Source organism: Microtetraspora sp. AC03309 (assembly GCF_020826795.1).
Classification (GTDB): Bacteria; Actinomycetota; Actinomycetes; order Streptosporangiales; family Streptosporangiaceae; genus Microtetraspora; species Microtetraspora glauca.
This window is the reverse complement of record NZ_JADDIL010000002.1, coordinates 40,913-61,562: the sequence shown is the minus strand read 5'-3', so window position 1 is coordinate 61,562 and position 20,650 is coordinate 40,913. Positions and strand designations below refer to the sequence as shown.

Below are 20,650 nucleotides of genomic sequence, written 5' to 3'. Positions count from 1 at the left end.
TTTATCCGGATTTGGATATTTCGAAACCCATGCCGTCCCAGAGGTGGGCGGCGCGTGCCTCATCCATGGCGAAATTTGGATCTTTCCGCGGCGCCAGCTTTCGCTGGAACAACGCCCGCGACGGATAGTCGCTCCACCCGAGCCCGTCGAGGACGTCCATCGGGATCAGCCCGGCCGGGGCGAACCCCTTGCCCTTGTAGTAGTCGTGCAACCCGGTGTTGGTGGTCCACACGTCGACCCGGAGCCATCCGGCACCGGCCAGTTCGGCGCAGGCCGCCGCCCAGTCGAGGACACGGCCTCCGAGGCCGCGGCAGTCGTCGGGCTGCCGGGAGACGATCAGCCGGTGCAGATAGAACGCCGGCTCGTGACCATGCGGCGCCCGTCGCCAGATTCCCGGATGGTCCTCGTCGTAGACGGTGACGGTCGCGACCGGATGGTTCCCCAGCGTCACCAGCCAGGTCGCGCGCAGATCGACGCCCACGAGGAGCCTGCGCCGGTGGTCGGCGTCCCCTCGCCACGTCGCGGCCCACTGGTCCGACCCCTTCTTACGCAGCCAGGTGGCGGCCTCGTCCCGGAGGAAGATGAGGTCGTCGACGTCGTCGCGGCGCGCCAGCCGCAGGCGGAAGCTCATGACCGCTCCGTGGTGGGCGGTGGCTCCTGGCCGGCCGTGACATCGCCGATCTCGTAGGCCAACTGGGTGCTGTCACCGGCGTAGACGTTGATCGTGAGGCGGATCGCACGCTGGGCCGAATAGGCGGTGCGGAACATCTCCAGCACCGGAACCCCCGTTCCCACGCCGAGAAACGCGGCCTCGGTGTGGGTGGGCATGCGGCTCAGCACCTCGTCGCGATATCCCACCTGCGCGTGACCGTGCCGCGCCATCTCGGTGATCGTTCCGTACGGGATGTCGGTGGGCGACATGAGGCGCGTCCCCTGGGCGACGTCCATGGGATAGAAGGACTCCTGGATGGACCAGGGGCGGCCGTCGATCAGGCGGCGCATGCTGCGCACGACCACCGGGGACCCCTCGTCGACCTGGAGGCGAGCGGCCACCTCGGAGGACGCGGTGCGGACCTCCATCCGGAAGTCGACCTGCTCCGGGTTGCGCCCCGCGACGGTGACCGCGGCGACGAACGCGTCCCTGTCGTCGCGCGCGGAGCCGCCTTCCTCGGCCGAAGCGAGCACCATGAAGGTGGTGCGGTCCCGCACGAAGGTCCCGCGCCCCTGGCGCGGCTCCACGAGGCCCTCGTTCGCCAGCGCCGCGAGGGCCAGCCGAACGGTGTTGCGTGAGACCCCGTGACGCTTCTCCAGCTCCGGCTCGGAGGGAAGCTGCGCGCCGGGCTGCAGCTCACCGCTGCTGATCTCCTGACGGAGCGCGTCTGCCACCTGCCGGTACAGCGGCTGGGGCACGTCGCACCTCCCCTTCCCCAAAGGTTACTCACCGGTTAGATTTTCCGGTCCAAAACTGCCGTACCCGTTTATACAGAGCCCACTCATTGGTATGAGACCGGTGAGCAGGCTCAGAAGGAACAAAGCGTAGTTCACGACGCGGGACCGGTGCCACCGCTTCCGTGTCAAGACTCGCGAGATCACCGGGAAGGGAGGACGGGATGCCTCAGGTGTTGGCCGTCGGAGTGCTGATCATCATGGGCGGGATCATCGGCGTGTTCGCGGTCATCGTGATCGGCATCCGAGTCGAGGACCGGCGCGGATCCGCCACGGACCCCGGATCGGGCTACCTCGCCTCGGGCACACGGTGGCTCCTCGGCCTCTATGTGGACCACACGGCCTGCCGGTACGTGAGCAACCCTCGGCACGACTGCCCGAAGTGCCGTCGCGCCTCCGCGAACCACTGAGGGAATCGGCCGTGCTCCCGATTCGATCAGCCAGGCGATAACCTCGGCCACATGTCGTTTCTCGGCAAGGTGCTGCTGTGGCTGCACATCGGGTTCGCGATCTTCGCCATCGGCCCCCTGACCGCGGTGACCAGTGCCGTCCCGCGCTACATCCGCACGCGCGACCTCGGTGTCCTGCGCTATCTCCGGCGGAGCACCCGGCTCTTCGGCGTGTTGACGCTGGGCGTGTTCATCACCGGGCTCATCCTCGGCGGCAGCAAGCTGGGCGCGCCGTACCTCTCGGCGTCGATGACGCTGTTCGTCGTCGCCGCCGTGCTCATGGTCTTCATCGAACGCGACGAAGGCGCCGCCATCCGCGCTCTGTCGAGCGAGAGCACGGAGGACGACGCCAGGGTCCAGATCGGCAGGATCGCCGCCATGGGCGGCATCGCCGCCGTGATCTGGCTGGTGATCCTGTTCCTGATGGTCTTCTTCGACCCGACTCCCTGACCGGTCAGCGAGGGCCGGCCAGCCGAGGACCGGTCAGCCGAGCGCCTGGGAGAGGTCGGCGAGCAGGTCGCCGACCGTCTCGATGCCGACAGAGAGCCGGACGAGATCGGCGGGCACCTCCAGCGGCGAGCCGGCGGCCGACGCGTGGGTCATCCGCCCCGGGTGCTCGATCAGGGACTCGACCCCGCCGAGCGACTCGCCGAGCGTGAACAGCTTCGCCCGGTTGCACACCTCGACGGCGGCCTCCTCGCCTCCGGCGACCCGGAACGACACCATCCCGCCGAAGCGCCGCATCTGCTTCGCCGCGACCTCGTGCCCCGGGTGCTCGGGCAGCCCCGGATAGAGGACCTGGGTCACCTTCGGGTGGGACGCGAGCAGTTCGACCACGCGCTCGGCGTTGTCGCAGTGCCGGTCCATCCGTACGGCAAGGGTCTTGAGGCCGCGCAGGGTCAGCCAGGCGTCGAAGGGCCCGGCCACCGCGCCCATGGCGTTCTGGTGGTAGGCGAGCCGCTCGCCCAGCTCCGCCGACGCGGCCACCAGCGCGCCGCCGACGACGTCCGAGTGGCCCCCGACGTACTTCGTCGTCGAGTGGACCACCACGTCCGCGCCGAGCGCGACCGGCTGCTGCAGGTACGGCGAGGCGAACGTGTTGTCCACGACCAGCAGCGCGCCCGCGTCGTGGGCGATCGACGCCAGCGCGGCGATGTCGGCGATCCCGAGCAGCGGGTTGGTGGGCGTCTCGACCCAGATCACCTTGGTCTCGGGGCGCACCGCCGCGCGGACCGCGTCCACGTCGCCGAGTGGCACCGGGTCGTAGGACACGCCCCACCGCTCGAGCACCTTCGCAAAAAGCCGGAAGGTGCCGCCGTAGGCGTCGTCCGGGATCAGGACGTGGTCACCCGGGGCGCACACCGTGCGAAGCAGGGTGTCCTCCGCCGCCAGCCCCGAGGCGAACGCGAGGCCGCGGGCGCCTCCCTCGACGGCGGCGAGGCACTCTTCCAAGGCCGTCCTGGTCGGGTTCGCCGACCGGCTGTACTCGTAACCCGAGCGCAGCCCGCCCACGCCGTCCTGCTTGTACGTGGACACGGCGTAGATGGGCGGCACGACGGCACCCGTGTGCGGATCCGCCTCCTGGCCTGCGTGAATGGCCAGCGTCTCGAAGCCTTCGTTCATAGCCTGAGCGTAACCTTCCCGAGAGCCGCTCAATTCGACGCCAGGAACGCGAGCAGGTCCTGGCGGGTGAGGAGACCGACCGGCTTGCCGTCGTCGAGGACCACGGCCGCGTCCGCCTTCTCCAGCGCCTCGACCGCGCGTGCGACCGGCTCGCCGAAACCGATCATCGGGAGCGGCGCGGACATGTGGTCGCCCAGCGGGTCCTCGGCGGCGACCTTGCCGCGGTAGAGCCCTTCGAGCAGGTCGCGCTCGATGATCGAGCCGACGACCTCGGCCGCCATGACGGGCGGCTCCTCCTTCATGACCGGGAGCTGCGACACGCTGTACTCCCGCATGATGGAGATGGCCGTACCGACCGACTCGTGCGGGTGGACGTGCACGAACTCCGGCAGTCTGGTGCCCTTGCGCCCCAGCACGTCGCCGACGAGACCCTCGTCGCTCGACGTCGTCAGGAACCCGTAGTCGGCCATCCACTCGTCGTTGAAGATCTTGGACAGGTAGCCGCGGCCGCCGTCCGGCAGCAGCACGACCACGACGTCGTCCGGCCGCGCGTCCCGTGCGACGCGGAGCGCGGCGACCACGGCCATGCCGCAGGACCCGCCGACCAGCAGCGCCTCCTCGCGGGCGAGACGGCGGGTCATCCCGAACGAGTCCTTGTCCGAGACCGCGATCACCTGGTCGCAGATCGTCGTGTCGTAGGTCGCGGGCCAGATGTCCTCGCCGACGCCCTCGACGAGGTACGGCCGGCCCGTGCCGCCGGAGTAGACCGACCCCTCGGGGTCGGCCCCGATGATCTTCACTCGGCCGCCGGAGACCTCCTTGAGGTAGCGCCCGGTGCCGCTGATCGTGCCGCCCGTCCCGACGCCGGCGACGAAGTGGGTGATCCGCCCCTCCGTCTGCTCCCAGATCTCCGGGCCCGTCGAGTGGTAGTGGCTCTCGGGGTTGTCGGGGTTGGAGTACTGGTCGGGCTTCCAGGCGTTCGGCGTCTCGCGGGCCAGCCGGTCGGACACCGAGTAGTAGGAGTCGGGGTGGTCAGGCGAGACGGCGGTCGGGCAGACCACGACTTCCGCGCCGTACGCCCTGAGCACCGCGATCTTGTCCTGGGCGACCTTGTCCGGACAGACGAACAGGCACTTGTAGCCCCGCTCCTGGGCCACGATGGCCAGCCCGACACCGGTGTTCCCCGAGGTCGGCTCGACGATCGTGCCGCCGGGCTTCAGCGCGCCGCTCCTCTCGGCGGCCTCGACCATCCGCAGCGCGATCCGGTCCTTGACCGAACCGCCCGGGTTGAAATATTCCACTTTCGCGAGCACCTGGGCGGGCAAACCCGCTGTGACCTTGCGCAGCCGCACGAGCGGGGTGTCACCGATGAGCTCGATCAGGGAATCGTGTACGCGCACTGCGAAGACCGCCTTGATTTACTGAAGCTTTGTCAGCTTGCCTGCAGCCGTCATCCCGAGGGGGTGGCCGGAACTGGGCTAGTTTCTCTACCAAAAGGTACCGTCACAACGGGGAGAGCAGGTGATCTGGACGCCTGGGGCGGCGCGCGCCGCGCGCCGGATCGCGACCGCGGCCGCGATGGGCGGAGGGGGCCTCACCGCCCTGGGAGTCGCCACGTACGGCCTGCTCATGGCGGAGGCCCTGATCGCCCGCCGGATCGTGGGAAATCCGCACGGCATGGACGGCCCGGACGCCGACGGCGTCTACGGCGATTTCGACGGCGAACCGATACGCATGGTCATGCTGGGCGACTCGACCTCCGTGGGTCTCGGCCTGACGGTTCCCGACGGAACCCCGGCGGTGAACCTCGCCAACGGCCTCGCCTCCGTGGCGGAACGCCCGGTGCGTCTCACCGTCGTCGGCCAGTCGGGCGCGGCCTCGGCCGACCTCGGCCCCCAGGTGGACCGCGCCCTCGCCGCCGAACCGGAGGTCGCCGTCATCTTCATCGGCGCCAACGACGTCACCACGGCCACCCTCCCCGCCCATGCCGTACGGCACCTGCAGAAGGCGGTGCGCCGGCTGCGCGAGGCCGGGGCGGAGGTCGTCGTGGGAACGTGTCCCGACCTCGGCTCGATCCGGCCGATCCCGCAGCCTCTTCGCTGGGTGACACGGCGCTGGTCCCGCCAGCTCGCCGCGGCCCAGACCGTGGCGGTGGTGGAGGCGGGCGGCCGGACGGTCGCCTTCGCCGACCTGCTCGGACCCGAGTTCGACACGAACCCTGCCGAGATGTTCGGCCCTGATCGCTATCACCCTTCTGCCAGAGGTTACCTACAGGCCGCGTACACAGTGCTACCGTCTGTATGCGCCGCGTTGGGATTGTGGCCCGAGCCCGAGCCCCAGCGCGTCGAAGGATCGCAATACCTGTTGGCGGCAATGGCCGTGGAAGAACCCGGCACCGAGGTCAGCGCGACCCGGGTCGCCGGCCGGGCGGTCGGCCCCCAGGGACGGTGGGCGGCACTGCTCCGCCGACGCCCCGGGCCGATATCCAAGAGCGCCTAGAGTCGGTCACCTTTCGCGACCCGGCCGTCACCCCCAGTAGGAGTGATATGACCCGGCCCCACGCGAAAGTCACCCTCACGCTCGCCTCCGCCGCTCTGCTGACCAGCGGGGCCCTGGCCGGCTGCTCCCAGAGCGACGCCGCCTCCGAGAAGAAGTACCCCACCTGGCAGACCACCGAGGTGAACGCCGTCAGCCGAACCACCACGGGGTCAGGGGTCGCCGCGACCACCTCGATGAAGCCGGACGGCACCCTGGAGACGGTGGCGCTCGACGAGGCGACGGGCAAGAAGCTCTGGGCCTTTCCGGCGACGATGACCGGACGGCTGCCGGGGATGGGCGTGCAGGCCCCGGCGATCGTCGACGCCGGAAGCGGCCAGAGCGTCGTCGCCGCGATCGACCCCGTCAAGCAGGGCCAGTGGAACGCCACCCTGGTTGTCAGGGACGCCCACACGGGCCGGCAGAAGTGGACCAGACCCGTCCACTCGACCTTCGGCCCCCAGCGGTGCGGGCCGTACGTCTGCCTGTCCGAGCACACCGCGCTCAGCACGGCCCGGCTCGTGGTGCTCGACGCCCTGACCGGTAAGACGATCTGGCGGGTCCCCGGCATCGCCGAGGTGGAGTGGTCGGACCCGACGCGGGTCGTGCTGCTGCGGCTCGCCACCCATCCCGTGCTCGAAGCACACGACCTGAAGACCGGCAAGACCCTGTGGCAGTTGCCGATCGAGCAGGCCCTCGGCGCCGACGTCGACATGTCCGGCGGCTGGGCCTTCGGCGCCACGGGGGACAACCTGGTCGGCTACGTCGCGCCGTACACCGACTCGCGCACCAAGAAGACCTCGACGTTCGGATTGTTCTCGATCCGTCTGGCGGACGGCGTCCTTGAGTGGATGCGGCCGTCGGTGGTCCGGGTCTATCCCAGCGGCAACCCCGCGTTCGCGCCGGTCGTCCGTCCCGTCGACCAGCAGGGCCAGTACGGCGGCTTCGCCCGGCTGGACGGCGAGTCCGGCCGGGTCGTCGGCCAGATCACCGCGGCCCAGGTGCCCGGCTCGGGATGGTGGCTCGCCTTCCCGCAGAAGATGGACACGCTGGGTTTCCTGAAGCACAGCGCGCCCGGCACCGCGTTCAACCTGCTCAGCGGCCAGCCCGCCGAGGCGCGGGGCACCAAGGGGTGGTCGTTCTGCGTGACCGACCCGCAGCCGCTGAAGCTCACCGGCATCTCCCCCGGGTTCTACTCGATCGCCGCGTTGTGCGAGTTCGATCTGGGCTCCGGCCAGCGGATCACCTCCGCGGCGGCCCCGCCCGCGTGGTTCACCGGCAGCCAGAGCGGCTGGCGGATCTGGCGTGACGAGAAGGGCGCGCTGCACGCCATCAAGGACGGAACCACCACCTCTCCCGGCATGTACGGCTGACCGTAGAAAGTTCTGTTTTGTGGCCCCCCGGGGATGGCGACCGCCGTACCCCGGGGTAACCTCCGCAGAAAAGGGATAAGGCAGGGAGAGCCACATGCCTGAGGCAGTCATCGTCGCGACGGCCCGCTCGCCGATCGGACGCGCTTTCAAGGGTTCGCTCAAGGACATCCGTCCCGACGACCTCACCGTCCAGATGATCAGCGCCGCGCTGGCCAAGGTCCCCCAGCTCGACCCGAACGACATCGACGACCTGATGCTCGGCTGCGGGCTTCCCGGCGGCGAGCAGGGCTTCAACATGGCGCGCGTCGTGTCGGTGTTGCTCGGGCTGGACGGCGTGCCGGGCACGACCGTCACCCGTTACTGCTCCTCGTCGCTGCAGACCACCCGGATGGCACTGCACGCGATCAGGGCCGGCGAGGGCGACGTGTTCGTCTCGGCCGGCGTCGAGTGCGTCTCGCGGTTCGCCAAGGGCAACTCCGACTCGTTGCCCGACACGCAGAACCCGGTGTTCGGGGAGGCGCGTGAGCGTACCGCGAAGCTGGCCGAGGGCGGCCGAGACTGGCACGACCCCCGCGGGGACGGCACGGTGCCGGACATCTACATCGCGATGGGCCAGACCGCGGAGAACCTTGCCCGCCTCAAGGGCGTCTCCCGCCAGGAGCAGGACGAGTTCGGCGTCCGCTCGCAGAACCTCGCCGAGAAGGCCATCGCCAACGGCTTCTGGGAGAAGGACATCACCCCGGTGACCCTTCCCGACGGCACCGTGGTGAGCAAGGACGACGGGCCGCGCGCGGGCACCACCTACGAGGCGGTCTCGCAGCTGAAGCCGGTCTTCCGCCCCGACGGCACCGTCACGGCGGGCAACTGCTGCCCGCTGAACGACGGCGCCGCCGCGGTCGTCATCATGAGCGACACCAAGGCCGCGTCCCTGGGGATCACGCCCCTCGCCCGGATCGTGTCCACCGGCGTCACCGGCCTGTCCCCCGAGATCATGGGATACGGCCCGGTCGAGGCGACCAAGCAGGCGCTCGCCCGCGCCGGCATGTCCATCGGCGACGTCGACCTCGTCGAGATCAACGAGGCCTTCGCCGCCCAGGTCATCCCGTCGTACCAGGACCTCGGCATCGACATCGACCGGCTGAACGTGAACGGCGGCGCGATCGCCGTCGGCCACCCCTTCGGCATGACCGGCGCCCGCATCACCTCCACGCTGCTCAACAGCCTCCAGTTCCACGACAAGTCGATCGGCCTGGAGACCATGTGCGTCGGCGGCGGCCAGGGCATGGCCATGATCGTCGAGCGCCTCAGCTAGCAGTCGGCGGCTAACCCTGGAAGTCGGGACCGGCGCGGTCGACCGTGATCCGTATGATCACGCGCCGGTCCCGCACCATGGCGGCGCGGTAGTCGTCCCAGTCGGGATGCTCACCGCTGATGTCGCGGTAGTAGTCGACCAGCCGGTCCATCGCGTCCGGCAGTGAGATGATCTCGGCCGTGCCCTCGATCTGCACCCATTCGCCGTAGAAGGCGTCGGTCGTGACGGTGAGGAACACCTGAGGGTTGCGGCGGAGGTTGCGGGTCTTCACGGCCGTCTCACGGCTGCTGACGACGACGTATCCGTCGCGGTCGACACCGACGGTGACGGGAGACATCTGCGGCCGCCCGTCGGCGTGCCAGGTCAGCATGACCGCGCGGTGGTTGTTCCCGAGGAACGCGCGTGCCTTGTCCAGGTCCATGAAGACAATGATGCGCCCGCGCCGAGGACGGCGCGGGCGCGGATCAGATCAGATCAGAAGTGTCGGCCCCTGCGACGCCGCTCGTGCTCCAGGACGATGGCGACCGCGTAGCCGTGGGTGAGCCCGTGCTCGTCGGCGAGCCAGTTGGCCCGCTCATCACATCGTAGAAAAGCCGGGCCGTTGTCGATTGTTCGGAACCACTCGGGGAGGGCGCGTCCGGTAATGGTGGGGACGCGAGCGATGATCTTGGTCTGTGTCTCCGGTGAGTGGTTCAACGTCATGAGCACCTCCACGGATAAGGCTCCTTTGCGCTCGACACTGCCTCACCCGTCCCGGCTTGACAAGCCCCCAACGGAAATCGTTTCGTTATGAAATGTTGATCATAAAGACTAGTCGCTGTCCGTGAAGTAGCTGATGAACCGGAGGATCTCCAGGTAGAGCCAAACCAGGCTCAGCGTCAGCCCGAAGGCCATCAGCCAGGAGTATCTCGCCGGGACGCCGGACCGGACACCGCTCTCGATCTCGTCGAAGTCGAGGAGCAGGAAGAAGCAGCCCAGCAGGATCATCGCGATGCTGAAGATCCAGCCGATCGGGTTGTCGGCCCGCAGACCGAGCCCGCCGTTCACGAAGAATCCGGCGATCCAGTTCACGAGCATGAGGCCGACCGCGGCCAGGGCGGCGCCGATGACGAACTTGGTGAACTTGGGGGTGGGCCGGAAGATCTTCAGCGTGTAGACCGCGAGCGTGCCGCCGAAGGCCAGCATCGTGCCGAGCACGGCCTGCAGGACGATGCCGTGGAAGATGTCGTCGTACATGTGGCTGAGCACGCCGATGGCCACGCCGTAGCAGAGGGCGTACCCGAGGATGAGCGCCGGGTTGGTGCTCTGCCGGAAGGAGACGATCAGCCCGAGGATCAGGCCGACGATCATCGCGGGGGCCGCGACGGACCAGCTGAGGTCCAGGTACCACGCGACGGCCGCGGAGAGGAACAGCGTGCCGAGGGTCATGAAACCGCGTACGACGACGTCGTCGATCGTCATCGCGCGTTCCGCCGGAGGCGCGTAAGAGGGCGCGCCGTACATCTCGTTCAGTTGCTGGACACTCGGGGTCGGCCCGGACCATGCCTGCCGTCCCCCGGGAGCACCCCGCTGACTGAAAATGGGGTTCTTGCTCTCCACCTCTGCCTCCGACTCTCCGATCAGCGTGCGACGCCCAGCATCTCAGCGGGGCGTTACGCCAGTCCACTGGCGTTTTCAACGATCGTCCCGTGGTCGGAGTTCCCCGCCGGAGTTCTCGTCGAACTCCGGCGGGTGCCCTGACTCTCCCGCGCTCAGCGGACCGGGCTGAAGGGGCGCAGCTCGGCGGGCTGCTTGCCCAGGACCATCTGCTCGGCGAGAAGCTGCCCGGTCACCGGACCGAGGGTGACTCCCCACATGCCGTGGCCTCCGGCGATGTAGACGCCGGGCACCCGGGTGCCACCGATGAGCGGAAGGCCGTCGGGGGTGACGGGACGGGGGCCGACCCAGGTGTCGGTCCGCTTCGTCCAGTCGACTCCCGTGAGCAGCGGCCGGCTTGCCTTGATGATCGAGGCGACCCGACCGGTGTCCAGCGGGTGGTCGGGCGAGCGGAACTCCATGGTCCCGGCCACCCGGAGCTGGCCCTGGTACGGCGTGCAGGCGACGCGGGTGGCGGGGAAGTAGATCGGGCACGGAACGGTCTGCTCGGTCGGCACGGTGAACGAGTACCCACGGCCGGCTTGGACGGGGGTGCGCACGCCCAGCGGCCGGGCGAGGTCGTTCAGCCACGCTCCGGTCGCGATCACGACCGCGTCCGCGTGCTCCGGGTCTCCCGCGTACGCCTCGACGGTGACACCGCGCGCGCCGTGGCGCAGGTTCCGCGCCGTGAAGCCGGTACGGATCCGGCCGCCGCGGGCGACCACGGCGTCCGCGAGCGACTGGGTGAAGGCGCCGGGGTCGATGTAGCGCTGGCCGTCCAGCCGGATCGCCAGCTCGACGTTGGACGAGATCTGCGGGACCTCCGCGGCGATCTTGTCTCCGGGGATCTCCGTGAAGCTGATCTCCTGGCCGGAACGCAGGATCAGTTCCAGCTCACGGCGCAGGTCGTCCGCCTGGCCGGCCTTCTCGAAGGCGGCCATGATCGGCGCCTCGATCGTGGGGGCCTCGACGCCGTTCGAGGTCAGGACGTCGAAGGCGTCCAGGCACCGGGCGTTGATCGGGCGGTAGGACTGCATGCCGCGCTCCCACTGCCGCATGGTGCAGTGGGTGGCGAACTTGGTGAGGAAGGCCCACAGCCGCGGGTCCGGCTTGGTCGGAATGTACAACGGCGCGTCACGGTCGAGCAGCGAGCGCATGCCGTACCGCAGGACGCTGGGCTCGGGCAGCGGGATGGCGAGGCCAGGAGACAACCATCCGGCGTTGCCCCAGGACGCGCCGGCGGCCACACCGGCCCGGTCGACCACCGTGACCTGCACTCCTCGCTCCTGGAGGAACCATGCCACCGACAGGCCGACCATCCCGGCCCCCACCACCACGACGCTGCGCGGTGACTTCTCCTCCGCCACGATTGCTCTCCCCTTCTTGAGACGTACACCACGAGCATGGCCGCGGAAGAAGGGATGAGAGCTGCCCGATTCGGACAATGGATGACGAGCCGGTTGTTCTATTCGGACATCGCCGCGCCGGCTTCCAATGCGATCATCATCGCCAGGCGCTTGCGCGGGTCGTCGAGCTCCAGCCGGGTGGCCTCGGACATCTTCCGCAGGCGGTACCGGACCGTGTTGGGGTGCACGGCCAGCCTGGCTGACGCCTCCCGGAGGTCGCCCTGCGCGCGCAGCAGGGCGCGCAGTGTCGGGACGTACTCGGTGCCGTGCTCGGCGTCGTGTCGGGCCAGATCCACGACCGGGCCGCTGGTCGGCATCCTCCCCGCCGCGGCCGCGCCGGCCAGGCGGCGCAGCAGGATGCGGTCCCAGACCGCGTCGTAGGTGACGGGGAGTTCCGTGTCCGGATCGGACATGTGGACCGCCAGGCTCTCGTCCGCCTCGCTCCGGCTGGCCGGCAGCTGGGACAGGTCCGCGGGACCGCCGATCCCGGCCCACAGCGTCGCGTCGGATGGGAGATCACGCGCCAGCGCCCGCACCCAGGCACGGGCCGCGTCCGCGTCCTTCCCGCCGGAGAGGACGGTGTACAGCACGTCGCCGACGAGGGCGCTGCGGCCGGGACGGGCCCAGGTGAAGCCGACGGTCGCGTGGCGTGCCGCGAGCAGCACCGCGTCCGCGCCTCCGTCGGCGCGCAGCGCGATGACCCGCAGGTCGGTCGCGGGCAACCCGAGCCGCAGCAGCGCGGCAGGGGCGTCGGCGGCGCCCTCGATCAGGCTCCGCACCAGATCGGCCTCGACCCGGCGTTCCAGATCGGCGCTCGCGCGACTGGTCAGCAGGTGGGTCGCCGCGACGCGGGCGCCGGCGACCAGCGCCGCGTTCTGCCCGGGGGAAAGCGGCTGGTCGACCTCCACCCACACCGAGCCGAGCAGCTCGCGGCCCGCGCGCACCGCCACGACCACCCGCGCGGTCAACTCGCTGCTGAGGGCGGGCACGAACAGCGGCTCGTCGGAGTCGTCCAGATGGGCGAACACGCCCTGGGTACGCAGCGCCGCCAGGGTCTCGTCCGGCACGCGACGGCCCAGGATGGTGAGCAGCCGCGCCTGGTCGACGTCCTGCTGGCGGTGGGAGTAGGCGAGCACACGCGCCTGGACGTCCTCGATGGTCACCGACCCGTCGACGGCTCCCGCGATGGTGTCGGCGAGGTCGAACAACCCTCCCGGGGCCGCGGCCTTGGCCGCGGCGTGCTCGCCGAACACCAGCGTGTGGATCACCGCGACGAGCTGGCCCCACGAAACGCCGGGATCGACGAGCACCACCGGGGTTCCGGCCTCACGGGCCGCGCGCGCGACGCCCTCGTCCAGGGAGAAGCGGCCGCGCAGCACCACGACGGCCGCGTCGCCGCGGCTCAGCAGCCCGGCCGCCCCGGCCGGGGTGTCGATCCCGACTCCGAGCATGACCTGGTCGCCCGCCGCCATCTGCGGGTCGGACGGGTCGTACAGGGCCAGACCGCGCAGCTTGGTGTCCCGGTCGACCGGGCCCCGGCACTCACAGGTGCCCAGGGTGCCGAGGATGTCCAGGAGCTGTCCCAGGACCACCATCGTTCACGCTCGCAGAGTCACCGGATGCCGACATTCACTTCAACGGTAGCCCAGGTTGCATCTTTCACTGGGTTGACAAGTAGATATAATTGCACTGGGCACAGTCCGTACCGGGCTGTGTCTTTGTGTTATGCGGACATGTTATGTGGACAAGGAGGCGTGACATGACCAACACGCAGCGGACATGGCTCACCCAGAACGCGTACGACCGGCTCCGAGAGGAACTGGCCGGGCTGCTCGCGCACCGCGCGGGCGAGGGCGACGGCGCCGCGCCGCACGACCTGGACAGCAACGAGGAGATCATGGAGCGGGAGCGCCGTCAGGCGCGCATCCACCAGCTCCAGGACCTGCTCAAGTCCGCGGTGGTCGGCGAGGACCCGCCGGACGACGGGGTCGCCGAGCCGGGCATGGTGCTGACCGTCCGCTACGACGGCGAGGATGAGACCGAGACCTTCCTCATGGGGCTCAGGGACGAGTCCGTGGATGGCGACATCCCGGTCTACTCCCCGAACTCCCCGCTCGGGACGGCGCTGACGGGGGCCAGGGAGGGCGAGCAGCGCGCGTACGAGCTGCCCAACGGCCGGACGATGAGGGTGACGCTGGTGAAGGCGGTCCCCTACGGTCACCACACGTCTCACTGAAGGTTCGTCATCGACGCCCCCGGGCCGCCCGCGAATTGTCGTACCCCGGGGGCAGAATCATGCGGGCCCACCGAACCCGACGCCAGGAGACCCGCCGTGGCTGAACGCACGTACGGCAGGCCGGCAGCGCCGACCTACAGCACCGTCCACGGCGCGAACTGGGACAGCGAGGACCTGTCGGGTCACGATCACAGCCAGATCCTCTTCGTCGACCTCGACATGACGGAGGCGTTCGGCCACGGCGCCGTCTTCTCCGACTGCACCTTCCGCGGCGCCAGGTTCAACGCGTCGGCGCACTCCGACGCCGCCTTCACCAACTGCACGTTCGTCCGGTGCTCGTTCTTCGACTCCAGCTTCACCGGCTGCAAGATGGTGGGCAGCATGTTCGACGGCTGCACCTACGACCTGATGAAGGTCGACGGCGGGGACTGGTCGTTCTCCGGGCTCCCCGGCGCCGATCTGCGCGGCACCACCTTCACCGACGTCCGGATGCGCGAGGCCGACCTCACCGGCGCCCGGCTGGAGGGCGCGACCTTCCGCCGGGTCGATCTGTCCGGTTCGTGGTTGCGCGCCGCCGAACTGTCCCGCTGCGATCTCCGCGGAAGCGACCTTTCGTCCCTGGACCCGCTCACCGTCACGTTGAAGGGCGCGGTGATCGACCTCCAGCAGGCCGTCCTGCTCGCCACCGCTCTGGGACTGGACGTCCGCACCGACTGACCTGGGCTTTCCCGGGCATGCGCATGGTGCCCCCGGAGCCCGATCGCCGGAGACCTCCGCCCCGGGACGGCGTAGCGCCGGGAAGCGCTCCCTCATCCCGGCGCGACGCGATCGACCTGCCGGTGACGGGGGCCTCCGCCCGAATCCCCGTACCGATGGGCAAGATCAGGCGGAGGCGCAGAATGCCTGCGCGTGATATTCGGCAGCGGCTGCCGGGTTCGGGTTGGTGGCCAGGACGGTCCACTGCTGGCCCGAGAGCACCCCGTTGTTGAAGAAGGTAGGTGCGGGGTTGAGCCCGACGACCGAGAACACGTAGCCGCCGCCGGTCACCACCTTCCCCGCAGGGCAGGTCGCCACAGCTGCTGGACAAACCAGGGTGTTGGCGGGGCAGGTCACGTTAGCCCCGTTCACCACCTGGTATCCGGAGACTCCGGGCACGCCCTGCTGACCCGGTACGCCCTGAACCCCCTGTGGACCCGGCACGCCTTGCGGGCCCGGCACACCCTGGGCGCCCTGAAGTCCCTGCGGGCCGGGTGCGCCCTGCTCGCCTTGTGTGCCTCGTGGTCCGGCGGGGCCTTGCGGGCCGCGCTCGCCGGGGACGCCGTGGATGTTCACGTTGTTGCGGATCTGCTGCGTCTGACGCTCGTGCTGGTGCTGCCTGGCCCGCTGGTGCTGCCGGTTTCTGTTCTTGTTCTTGTTCCGGTTACGGTTCTTGCCCGGGCCGATGAACAAAACGCTGACGTGGTGACCGGCGGCCGCACGGGCGGGAACGCCGCCTTCCACCGCGGCGCTCGCGGAAGCGGCGGCGGCCGCGTTCAAAGCGATGGCACTGCCCGTCAGGATGGTGCCGATCACGAACAGCCTGGCGAAGTTGCTTGACTTGAGCAAGTTGGTTCCTCTTGCGACGTGTTATCCGAGTCGGGAATTCCCCGGCGCAATGTGCGATTCCATCGGCCCATCAGGGAGCATTCCCGTTCCCCTCTGATCTCCCGGGCCATCGGAAATAAACAGCGACCGGAAACGCTTTCCGGTCGCTTTTCGTTTGCTTGAAGGCGACGGATAATTCGCTCCGCATTTCGACCGATTATCGCCCGCGCCGCATTTGCAACACCGATGCCCGGCTCTCAATTACGCCTTTCGCCGGCGAACGCCGCGCCATGGACGCATTCGCCCCTCGTCAGGAAATCGCCACCTCAGGCGGAATATAACCGGCACGGGCACCGAAGCGGATCCTCAGCGGGGATGTACGAACAAGGGATGGCTCCTGACGGGTTGGGGGGCCGACAGCCCTGCCAAGTAGTCTCGGGTCGCCCCGCCGGATCGTGTTCGCACCGCTCGGAATCTCACCCCGGTTTCGCGTGAAGCCCGTCCACCCGGTCGAACCCGCCCGCTTTCGCCGGCAGAAGGTCGGCCGGTAGTCCTGTTATCGATGTATCCGTCCACGGACATGGCACCCGCCGGGGGCGTAAAAGCGTTTCCCGTGAGGGGATTGTCCATTCCCTGTGGCGGGCGCCGAAATCATCTGGGTCCGACCTGCGTGGAACCCCTTACCCGCGGGACGGCCCTCCACCTGTCGAGTGTGCCGAAATGGGCCGTCGACGCCCGGCGCCACAGCAAGGCGAGCCGCGGAAGGGCGCGCAGGGTTCGCGGGGTTCGCGGGGTTCGCGCGGTTTCGGCTTGTTGCGGCCCTCACCCTCGTGCACGACGCCATGCTGCACCCGAAGACGCCGTCAACCTCTGGGAAGACCGGCCCTACCGGAGGGATGGGGGAGCCGGTCGTTGAAATGGCCGACCTCGCCCCCGGCTCGGCCCGGTCGGACAACGGCGAACGGGACGACGTTCCGTAGTCGCTCGGTCACATCCATAGCCGGCCGGACGGTACCGATCGATCCGTCACCGCATTCCCACAGGTCACAGGTTTGTTTTTGCGAGCATGCCTAAGGTGCCCCCGGTGGGACTCGAACCCACACCGGAGCCCTTTTAAGGGGCTTGCCTCTGCCATTGGGCTACGGGGGCGCCGCGATCATACGTCACGGATCGCTCATCTGTAACTGGTTGGACCTTACGCCGCTTCTCCTTCTTCCGGACACAGAAAGTCGTACGGCGCGTACCCCGGTCGAGGGGTACGCGCCGTACGGCGAGCGGGTCTATTTCTTGCGCGTCGAGGCGGCCGCGGCCTTGAAGATGTCCCGCGGGTGCTCGATCTCGCCGAGCGACACCGTCTCCCTACGGAAGAAGAGCGACAGCGTCCAGTCGGCCACCACGCGGACCTTCCGGTTCATCGTGGGAACCCGGGACAGGTGGTAGGTCCGGTGCATGAACCATGCGGGGAATCCGCGCAGCTTGACGCCGTAGACGTTGGCGACACCCCGGTAGAGGCCGAGGCCGGCGACCGAACCGGCGTACCTGTGCCGGTAGTCCTTCAGCTGTCCGCCGCGCAGGTGCGCGGTGATGTTGTCGCCGAGGACCTTCGACTGCCGTACGGCGTGCTGGGCGTTGGGCGCGCAGTACTGGCCCGCGTTCGTCATGTCGGGCACGCCCGCGACGTCACCGGCGGCGAAGGCGTCCTTGGTGGCGGCGACCGTCAGCCGGGTGGTGGTCTTGACCCGGCCGCGCTCGTCGAGCGGCAGGTCGCCGGAGTTGACGACCGGGGCCGACTTGACCCCGGCGGTCCACACGATTGTGGCGGACTCGAACTCGTCGCCGTCCGAGGTCGTGACCAGGCCGCCCTCGCACGACTGGAGGAACGTCTCCATCTTGAGCTCGATGCCGCGCTCGCGGAGCTGCTCGGCGGTCCACTGGCCCATCTCGGGGCCGACCTCGGGCAGGATCCGGTCCGAGGCCTCGATGAGGACCCAGCGCAGGTCCTTCTTCTCGATGCTCGGGTAGTACTTGATCGCGTCCTCGGTCATGTCCTCAAGCTCGGCGAGCGCCTCGATGCCCGCGAAACCGCCGCCGACCACGACGAAGGTGAGGGCGCGGCGGCGCACCTCCTCGTCCTCACTGGACTCGGCGCGGTCGAGCAGCCCGATCACCCGGTTGCGCAGCGCGATGGCCTCACCGACGGTCTTGAACCCGATCGCGGCGTCCGCCAGGCCCGGGATGGGCAGCGTGCGCGAGATGGATCCGGCCGCCATGACGATGATGTCGTACTCGATCTCGCGGGACTGGCCCGTGCCCGGCTCGAACGTCACCGTCCTGGCCTCGTGGTGAACCTTGGAGACCTTGCCGTTGAGGATGCGGACCTTGGGCAGCACCCTGCGCAGCGGGGCGACGACGTGACGGGGAGAGATGTTCCCGGCCGCCGCCTCCGGCAGGAACGGCTGGTAGGTCATGTACGACTGGGGGTCGATGAGCGTGATCCGCACACTCCCCTCGCGCAGCTCCCGGCGGAGGTTGCGCTGGAGCCGAAGGCCCGTGTAGAGGCCCACGTATCCACCGCCGACGATGAGAATGTGCTTTGACTTGCGGTTCACCACGGGTGCCCTTCGTGTGTAGATCGCTTGTGAAAGCATTCACAAGGCTACGTCACGCCGCGCGGCCGATACCAATCCACCCTTGGAGAACTTGTCCTATATTTCCGATTTTGAGTGGATCGGGACCATCTTCCCTCGGGAAAATGACGCAAAGTTTCGGGCGTGACCGAGTTCACATTCGTGAAAGCGTTCACAAGGCCAGGGTGGCCGCCTGTGAGAACACCGCGTCCAGCATCTCCGCCGTGACCCGGCCGGTAAAGGTGTTCTGCTGGCTCGGGTGGTAGCAGCCCAGAAGGTGCACCGGACGCGACCCGTAGGAGACGGTGACCTCGCGTCCGTGACCGAACGGCGGCCGGCTGCGCGGCAGCTCGTATCCCGCCGCGCGCAGCGCCGGCCACATCGCCTGCCACGCGAACCCGCCCAGGGCCACGATCACCCGCGTGGACCCGGCGACGAGCGCCAACTCGCGGGCCAGCCACGGCGAGCAGGTGTCGCGTTCCTGCGGGGTCGGCTTGTTGGCGGGTGGCGCGCAGCGGACCGCCGCCATCACCCGCGCCCCGATCAGCCGCTGCCCGTCCTCCGCGTGTGTGCTGGTCTCCCGCGCGGCCAGCCCGGTCCGGTACAGCGAGGCGAACAACCAGTCGCCGCTGCGGTCCCCCGTGAAGATCCGGCCCGTACGGTTGCCTCCGTGGGCGGCCGGGGCCAGCCCGACGATCAGGACGCGCGGATCGTCGTCGCCCCATCCCGGAACCGGCCGGCCCCAGTAGGTCTGGTCGGCGAACGACTTCCTCTTGACGTCGGCGACCTCTTCCCGCCACTTCACCAGCGACGGGCAGGCCCGGCACACCGACTCGCGGGCGACCAGTTCCGCGACCGTACGGCTCTCGCCCGCGAGCCGTACGACCTCGGCGGCGTCGTGCGCGACCGGCGTATCCGGCCGGGCCGGGTCCCCCGGCCACCCGGATCCGGGAGGTACGAAGCTCATGCCATCGATCGTGCCAGCTTCGCACCCGTGCTTCCGCCGTTCCCCCTGGTCAGTGCCGAGCGGGGGACGGCCGGACGGACGGCTCGGGGGAGCCCGACGGCTCAGCCGAGGGCGAGGTTGCAGGGGAGGCCGATTCCTCACCCTGCTGCGACGGCTCGGCCGTGACCGACGCGGCCGGACTCGCGGGAACGCAGGTGGCCTCGGTCACCGGGAAGCCGTTCTCGTCGTACTTGTCCCGCAGGTCCAGCGGATAGGAGTTGGCCATCGGCGGCTCCCCCTCGCAGGGCCGGACGATCCGCTTGTCGTACATCTCCGGTTCGAGGACGAGCGGCCTGCCGTCCTGGTCGTAGAGCCGCACGTTCTTCAGGGCAGTGCCGTCCTCGGCGTACGGGAGGATGTTGTAGACACCGCCGCCGTCGAACGTGGCCACGTTCCTGACCTCCACCGGCGCGGGCCCGCTCGCCTCGAACGTGGTCGAGCTCTCGTACACCCCTGTGTGGTCCGCGGTGGCCATTCCCACGAGGACGGCCCACGCCGCCGCCGCGTTGGCCAGGATCAGCGGGATCCGCCTCCAGCCCACCCGGGAGCCCGCGACGGTCCGCCGCCCGAGCCAGACGGAGGCCCAGACCATCATGAGGGTGAACACCCAGGCCACCGGGTCACCGGGGATCACACCGCCCGGCCCGACGGCCGACAGCACGACCAGGGCCAGCGCGTACCCCCGCAGCGCCCACCAGGCCGGCCGCAGCTCCGGCAGGAAGGCGATGACCTGCCGGTACGGCGTGAGCCGCAGCAGCCGGGCGTGCGCCGTACCGGCCAGGGCGCCGGCCCGGTCGGCGACGCGGGTCCGCGGCCGTGCGGGGCGGCCCCCGTAGGCGGCCCGCAACTCGGCCGCGTACGCGGCGGGAGAACCGAGCCGCTCCTCCAGCGGCACGTCCGATTCGGCCGCCACCTCGGCCAGATGGTCGTCGAGATCCTCGATCAGCTCGTCCCTGTCCTTCGCGGGCAGGTCGGCGAGCTCCGCGCGCACGGCGCGGGCGTACTCGTGCGGATCCATCGGGGGGGTCATCCCGCACCAACCTCCTTGAGTAGGCCGTCCATGGTGGAGGCGAAGGACGTCCAGGTCCTCGCCGAGTCGGAGAGAAGCGATCGGCCCACGTCGTTCAGGCCGTAGTACTTGCGGTGCGGCCCCTCGTCGGAGGCCACCACGTAGGAGGTGAGTGCCCCGGCCTTGAACAACCGGCGCAGCGTGCCGTACACCGACGCGTCGCCGACATCGTCGAGCCCGGCCTCGCGCAGGCGGCGCACGACGTCGTATCCGTAGCTGTCCTGGCCGTCGAGCACCGCGAGCACGGCTAGGTCGAGGACGCCCTTGAGTAGCTGGCTACTGTCCACGCACCGCACAGTACTGTGCAATGCGCAATAGTGGCAACAGCAGGGCCCACGGAGGGCCCTGC

General features: G+C 69.4%; 21 protein-coding genes and 1 tRNA gene. 7 read left to right on the top strand and 15 right to left on the bottom strand.

Features of this window, described 5'->3' with window-relative positions; all coding sequences use genetic code 11:
• Nucleotide 1 precedes the first annotated feature (1 nt).
• Entirely contained in the window at nucleotides 2-631 is a 630-nt protein-coding gene (locus IMZ11_RS01260; RefSeq protein WP_228636855.1) for a hypothetical protein, read from the bottom strand.
• Nucleotides 628-1,410: a GntR family transcriptional regulator gene (locus IMZ11_RS01255; protein WP_228636854.1), complete on the bottom strand. Its 783-nt coding sequence runs from the start codon at nucleotides 1,408-1,410 to the stop codon at nucleotides 628-630. Before IMZ11_RS01255 ends, IMZ11_RS01260 begins: the two co-directional genes overlap by 4 nt.
• 200 nt (nucleotides 1,411-1,610) lie before the next feature.
• On the opposite strand from IMZ11_RS01255, the gene IMZ11_RS01250 reads away from it, so the two are divergent.
• The gene (locus tag IMZ11_RS01250) at nucleotides 1,611-1,856 is read left to right on the top strand and encodes a hypothetical protein (protein ID WP_228636853.1); all 246 of its coding nucleotides are present in this window, start codon (nucleotides 1,611-1,613) and stop codon (nucleotides 1,854-1,856) included.
• Between the two features lie 51 nt (nucleotides 1,857-1,907).
• Entirely contained in the window at nucleotides 1,908-2,345 is a 438-nt protein-coding gene (locus IMZ11_RS01245; RefSeq protein WP_061258247.1) for a hypothetical protein, read from the top strand.
• A gap of 33 nt (nucleotides 2,346-2,378) precedes the next feature.
• Here the strand turns inward: IMZ11_RS01245 and IMZ11_RS01240 are convergent, their stop codons facing one another.
• Together IMZ11_RS01240 and IMZ11_RS01235 are read right to left on the bottom strand one after the other, a co-directional pair.
• Entirely contained in the window at nucleotides 2,379-3,518 is a 1,140-nt protein-coding gene (locus tag IMZ11_RS01240) for a cystathionine gamma-synthase (protein ID WP_228636852.1), read from the bottom strand.
• A gap of 29 nt (nucleotides 3,519-3,547) precedes the next feature.
• The gene (locus IMZ11_RS01235; RefSeq protein WP_228636851.1) at nucleotides 3,548-4,918 is read right to left on the bottom strand and encodes a cystathionine beta-synthase; all 1,371 of its coding nucleotides are present in this window, start codon (nucleotides 4,916-4,918) and stop codon (nucleotides 3,548-3,550) included.
• 121 nt (nucleotides 4,919-5,039) lie between these two features.
• On the opposite strand from IMZ11_RS01235, the gene IMZ11_RS01230 reads away from it, so the two are divergent.
• From IMZ11_RS01230 to IMZ11_RS01220, 3 genes are all read left to right on the top strand, one after another.
• Nucleotides 5,040-6,017 carry an SGNH/GDSL hydrolase family protein gene (locus IMZ11_RS01230; protein ID WP_228636850.1) on the top strand — a complete coding sequence of 326 codons (978 nt, stop codon included), beginning with the start codon at nucleotides 5,040-5,042 and terminating at the stop codon, nucleotides 6,015-6,017.
• Nucleotides 6,018-6,064: 47 nt separating this feature from the next.
• The gene (locus IMZ11_RS01225; protein ID WP_228636849.1) at nucleotides 6,065-7,426 is read left to right on the top strand and encodes a PQQ-binding-like beta-propeller repeat protein; all 1,362 of its coding nucleotides are present in this window, start codon (nucleotides 6,065-6,067) and stop codon (nucleotides 7,424-7,426) included.
• A gap of 94 nt (nucleotides 7,427-7,520) precedes the next feature.
• Entirely contained in the window at nucleotides 7,521-8,738 is a 1,218-nt protein-coding gene (locus IMZ11_RS01220) for an acetyl-CoA C-acetyltransferase (protein ID WP_228636848.1), read from the top strand.
• A 10-nt stretch (nucleotides 8,739-8,748) separates the two neighbouring features.
• Here the strand turns inward: IMZ11_RS01220 and IMZ11_RS01215 are convergent, their stop codons facing one another.
• The 5 genes from IMZ11_RS01215 to IMZ11_RS01195 all read right to left on the bottom strand — a co-directional run bounded on the left by IMZ11_RS01215 (nucleotide 8,749) and on the right by IMZ11_RS01195 (nucleotide 13,374).
• Entirely contained in the window at nucleotides 8,749-9,159 is a 411-nt protein-coding gene (locus tag IMZ11_RS01215) for a PPOX class F420-dependent oxidoreductase (RefSeq protein WP_228636847.1), read from the bottom strand.
• A gap of 53 nt (nucleotides 9,160-9,212) precedes the next feature.
• Nucleotides 9,213-9,440, bottom strand: coding sequence for a DUF4287 domain-containing protein (locus IMZ11_RS01210; protein WP_061258367.1), 228 nt, complete (start codon nucleotides 9,438-9,440; stop codon nucleotides 9,213-9,215).
• Between the two features lie 108 nt (nucleotides 9,441-9,548).
• A complete protein-coding gene (locus tag IMZ11_RS01205; protein ID WP_308066720.1) occupies nucleotides 9,549-10,337 on the bottom strand; it encodes a Bax inhibitor-1/YccA family protein in 789 nt (262 codons plus the stop codon).
• Between the two features lie 152 nt (nucleotides 10,338-10,489).
• Nucleotides 10,490-11,692: an NAD(P)/FAD-dependent oxidoreductase gene (locus IMZ11_RS01200; RefSeq protein ID WP_374461943.1), complete on the bottom strand. Its 1,203-nt coding sequence runs from the start codon at nucleotides 11,690-11,692 to the stop codon at nucleotides 10,490-10,492.
• A gap of 146 nt (nucleotides 11,693-11,838) precedes the next feature.
• A complete protein-coding gene (locus IMZ11_RS01195; RefSeq protein ID WP_228636845.1) occupies nucleotides 11,839-13,374 on the bottom strand; it encodes a CdaR family transcriptional regulator in 1,536 nt (511 codons plus the stop codon).
• A gap of 164 nt (nucleotides 13,375-13,538) precedes the next feature.
• Between IMZ11_RS01195 and IMZ11_RS01190 the strand changes: the two genes are divergently transcribed.
• Together IMZ11_RS01190 and IMZ11_RS01185 are read left to right on the top strand one after the other, a co-directional pair.
• Nucleotides 13,539-14,015, top strand: a complete 477-nt coding sequence (locus IMZ11_RS01190) for a GreA/GreB family elongation factor (RefSeq protein ID WP_228636844.1) — start codon at nucleotides 13,539-13,541, stop codon at nucleotides 14,013-14,015.
• Nucleotides 14,016-14,111: 96 nt separating this feature from the next.
• Complete coding sequence (locus IMZ11_RS01185; protein WP_228636843.1) at nucleotides 14,112-14,732, top strand: pentapeptide repeat-containing protein; 621 nt, start codon at nucleotides 14,112-14,114, stop codon at nucleotides 14,730-14,732.
• 165 nt (nucleotides 14,733-14,897) lie between these two features.
• Here IMZ11_RS01185 and IMZ11_RS01180 read toward each other — a convergent pair whose 3' ends face one another.
• From IMZ11_RS01180 to IMZ11_RS01155, 6 genes are all read right to left on the bottom strand, one after another.
• Nucleotides 14,898-15,620: a collagen-like protein gene (locus IMZ11_RS01180; protein WP_228636842.1), complete on the bottom strand. Its 723-nt coding sequence runs from the start codon at nucleotides 15,618-15,620 to the stop codon at nucleotides 14,898-14,900.
• A gap of 1,055 nt (nucleotides 15,621-16,675) precedes the next feature.
• A tRNA-Leu gene (locus IMZ11_RS01175) sits at nucleotides 16,676-16,748 on the bottom strand.
• A gap of 131 nt (nucleotides 16,749-16,879) precedes the next feature.
• Nucleotides 16,880-18,247: an NAD(P)/FAD-dependent oxidoreductase gene (locus IMZ11_RS01170; protein WP_228636841.1), complete on the bottom strand. Its 1,368-nt coding sequence runs from the start codon at nucleotides 18,245-18,247 to the stop codon at nucleotides 16,880-16,882.
• A gap of 151 nt (nucleotides 18,248-18,398) precedes the next feature.
• Nucleotides 18,399-19,193, bottom strand: a complete 795-nt coding sequence (locus tag IMZ11_RS01165) for a uracil-DNA glycosylase (protein WP_228636840.1) — start codon at nucleotides 19,191-19,193, stop codon at nucleotides 18,399-18,401.
• A 49-nt stretch (nucleotides 19,194-19,242) separates the two neighbouring features.
• Nucleotides 19,243-20,262, bottom strand: a complete 1,020-nt coding sequence (locus IMZ11_RS01160; RefSeq protein WP_228636839.1) for a hypothetical protein — start codon at nucleotides 20,260-20,262, stop codon at nucleotides 19,243-19,245.
• A complete protein-coding gene (locus tag IMZ11_RS01155) occupies nucleotides 20,259-20,588 on the bottom strand; it encodes a PadR family transcriptional regulator (protein WP_061258233.1) in 330 nt (109 codons plus the stop codon). Before IMZ11_RS01155 ends, IMZ11_RS01160 begins: the two co-directional genes overlap by 4 nt.
• Nucleotides 20,589-20,650: the final 62 nt, after the last annotated feature.

What these genes read in the sequence shown, in the direction of transcription:
- IMZ11_RS01260 (WP_228636855.1), bottom strand. Translation starts at nt 631, where the DNA reads ATGAGCTTCCGCCTGCGGCTGGCGCGCCGCGACGACGTCGACGACCTC.
- IMZ11_RS01250 (WP_228636853.1), top strand. Translation starts at nt 1,611, where the DNA reads ATGCCTCAGGTGTTGGCCGTCGGAGTGCTGATCATCATGGGCGGGATC.
- IMZ11_RS01245 (WP_061258247.1), top strand. Translation starts at nt 1,908, where the DNA reads ATGTCGTTTCTCGGCAAGGTGCTGCTGTGGCTGCACATCGGGTTCGCG.
- IMZ11_RS01240 (WP_228636852.1), bottom strand. Translation starts at nt 3,518, where the DNA reads ATGAACGAAGGCTTCGAGACGCTGGCCATTCACGCAGGCCAGGAGGCG.
- IMZ11_RS01225 (WP_228636849.1), top strand. Translation starts at nt 6,065, where the DNA reads ATGACCCGGCCCCACGCGAAAGTCACCCTCACGCTCGCCTCCGCCGCT.
- IMZ11_RS01220 (WP_228636848.1), top strand. Translation starts at nt 7,521, where the DNA reads ATGCCTGAGGCAGTCATCGTCGCGACGGCCCGCTCGCCGATCGGACGC.
- IMZ11_RS01215 (WP_228636847.1), bottom strand. Translation starts at nt 9,159, where the DNA reads ATGGACCTGGACAAGGCACGCGCGTTCCTCGGGAACAACCACCGCGCG.
- IMZ11_RS01210 (WP_061258367.1), bottom strand. Translation starts at nt 9,440, where the DNA reads ATGACGTTGAACCACTCACCGGAGACACAGACCAAGATCATCGCTCGC.
- IMZ11_RS01200 (WP_374461943.1), bottom strand. Translation starts at nt 11,692, where the DNA reads ATGGTCGGCCTGTCGGTGGCATGGTTCCTCCAGGAGCGAGGAGTGCAG.
- IMZ11_RS01195 (WP_228636845.1), bottom strand. Translation starts at nt 13,374, where the DNA reads ATGGTGGTCCTGGGACAGCTCCTGGACATCCTCGGCACCCTGGGCACC.
- IMZ11_RS01190 (WP_228636844.1), top strand. Translation starts at nt 13,539, where the DNA reads ATGACCAACACGCAGCGGACATGGCTCACCCAGAACGCGTACGACCGG.
- IMZ11_RS01170 (WP_228636841.1), bottom strand. Translation starts at nt 18,247, where the DNA reads ATGCTTTCACAAGCGATCTACACACGAAGGGCACCCGTGGTGAACCGC.
- IMZ11_RS01165 (WP_228636840.1), bottom strand. Translation starts at nt 19,193, where the DNA reads ATGAGCTTCGTACCTCCCGGATCCGGGTGGCCGGGGGACCCGGCCCGG.
- IMZ11_RS01160 (WP_228636839.1), bottom strand. Translation starts at nt 20,262, where the DNA reads ATGACCCCCCCGATGGATCCGCACGAGTACGCCCGCGCCGTGCGCGCG.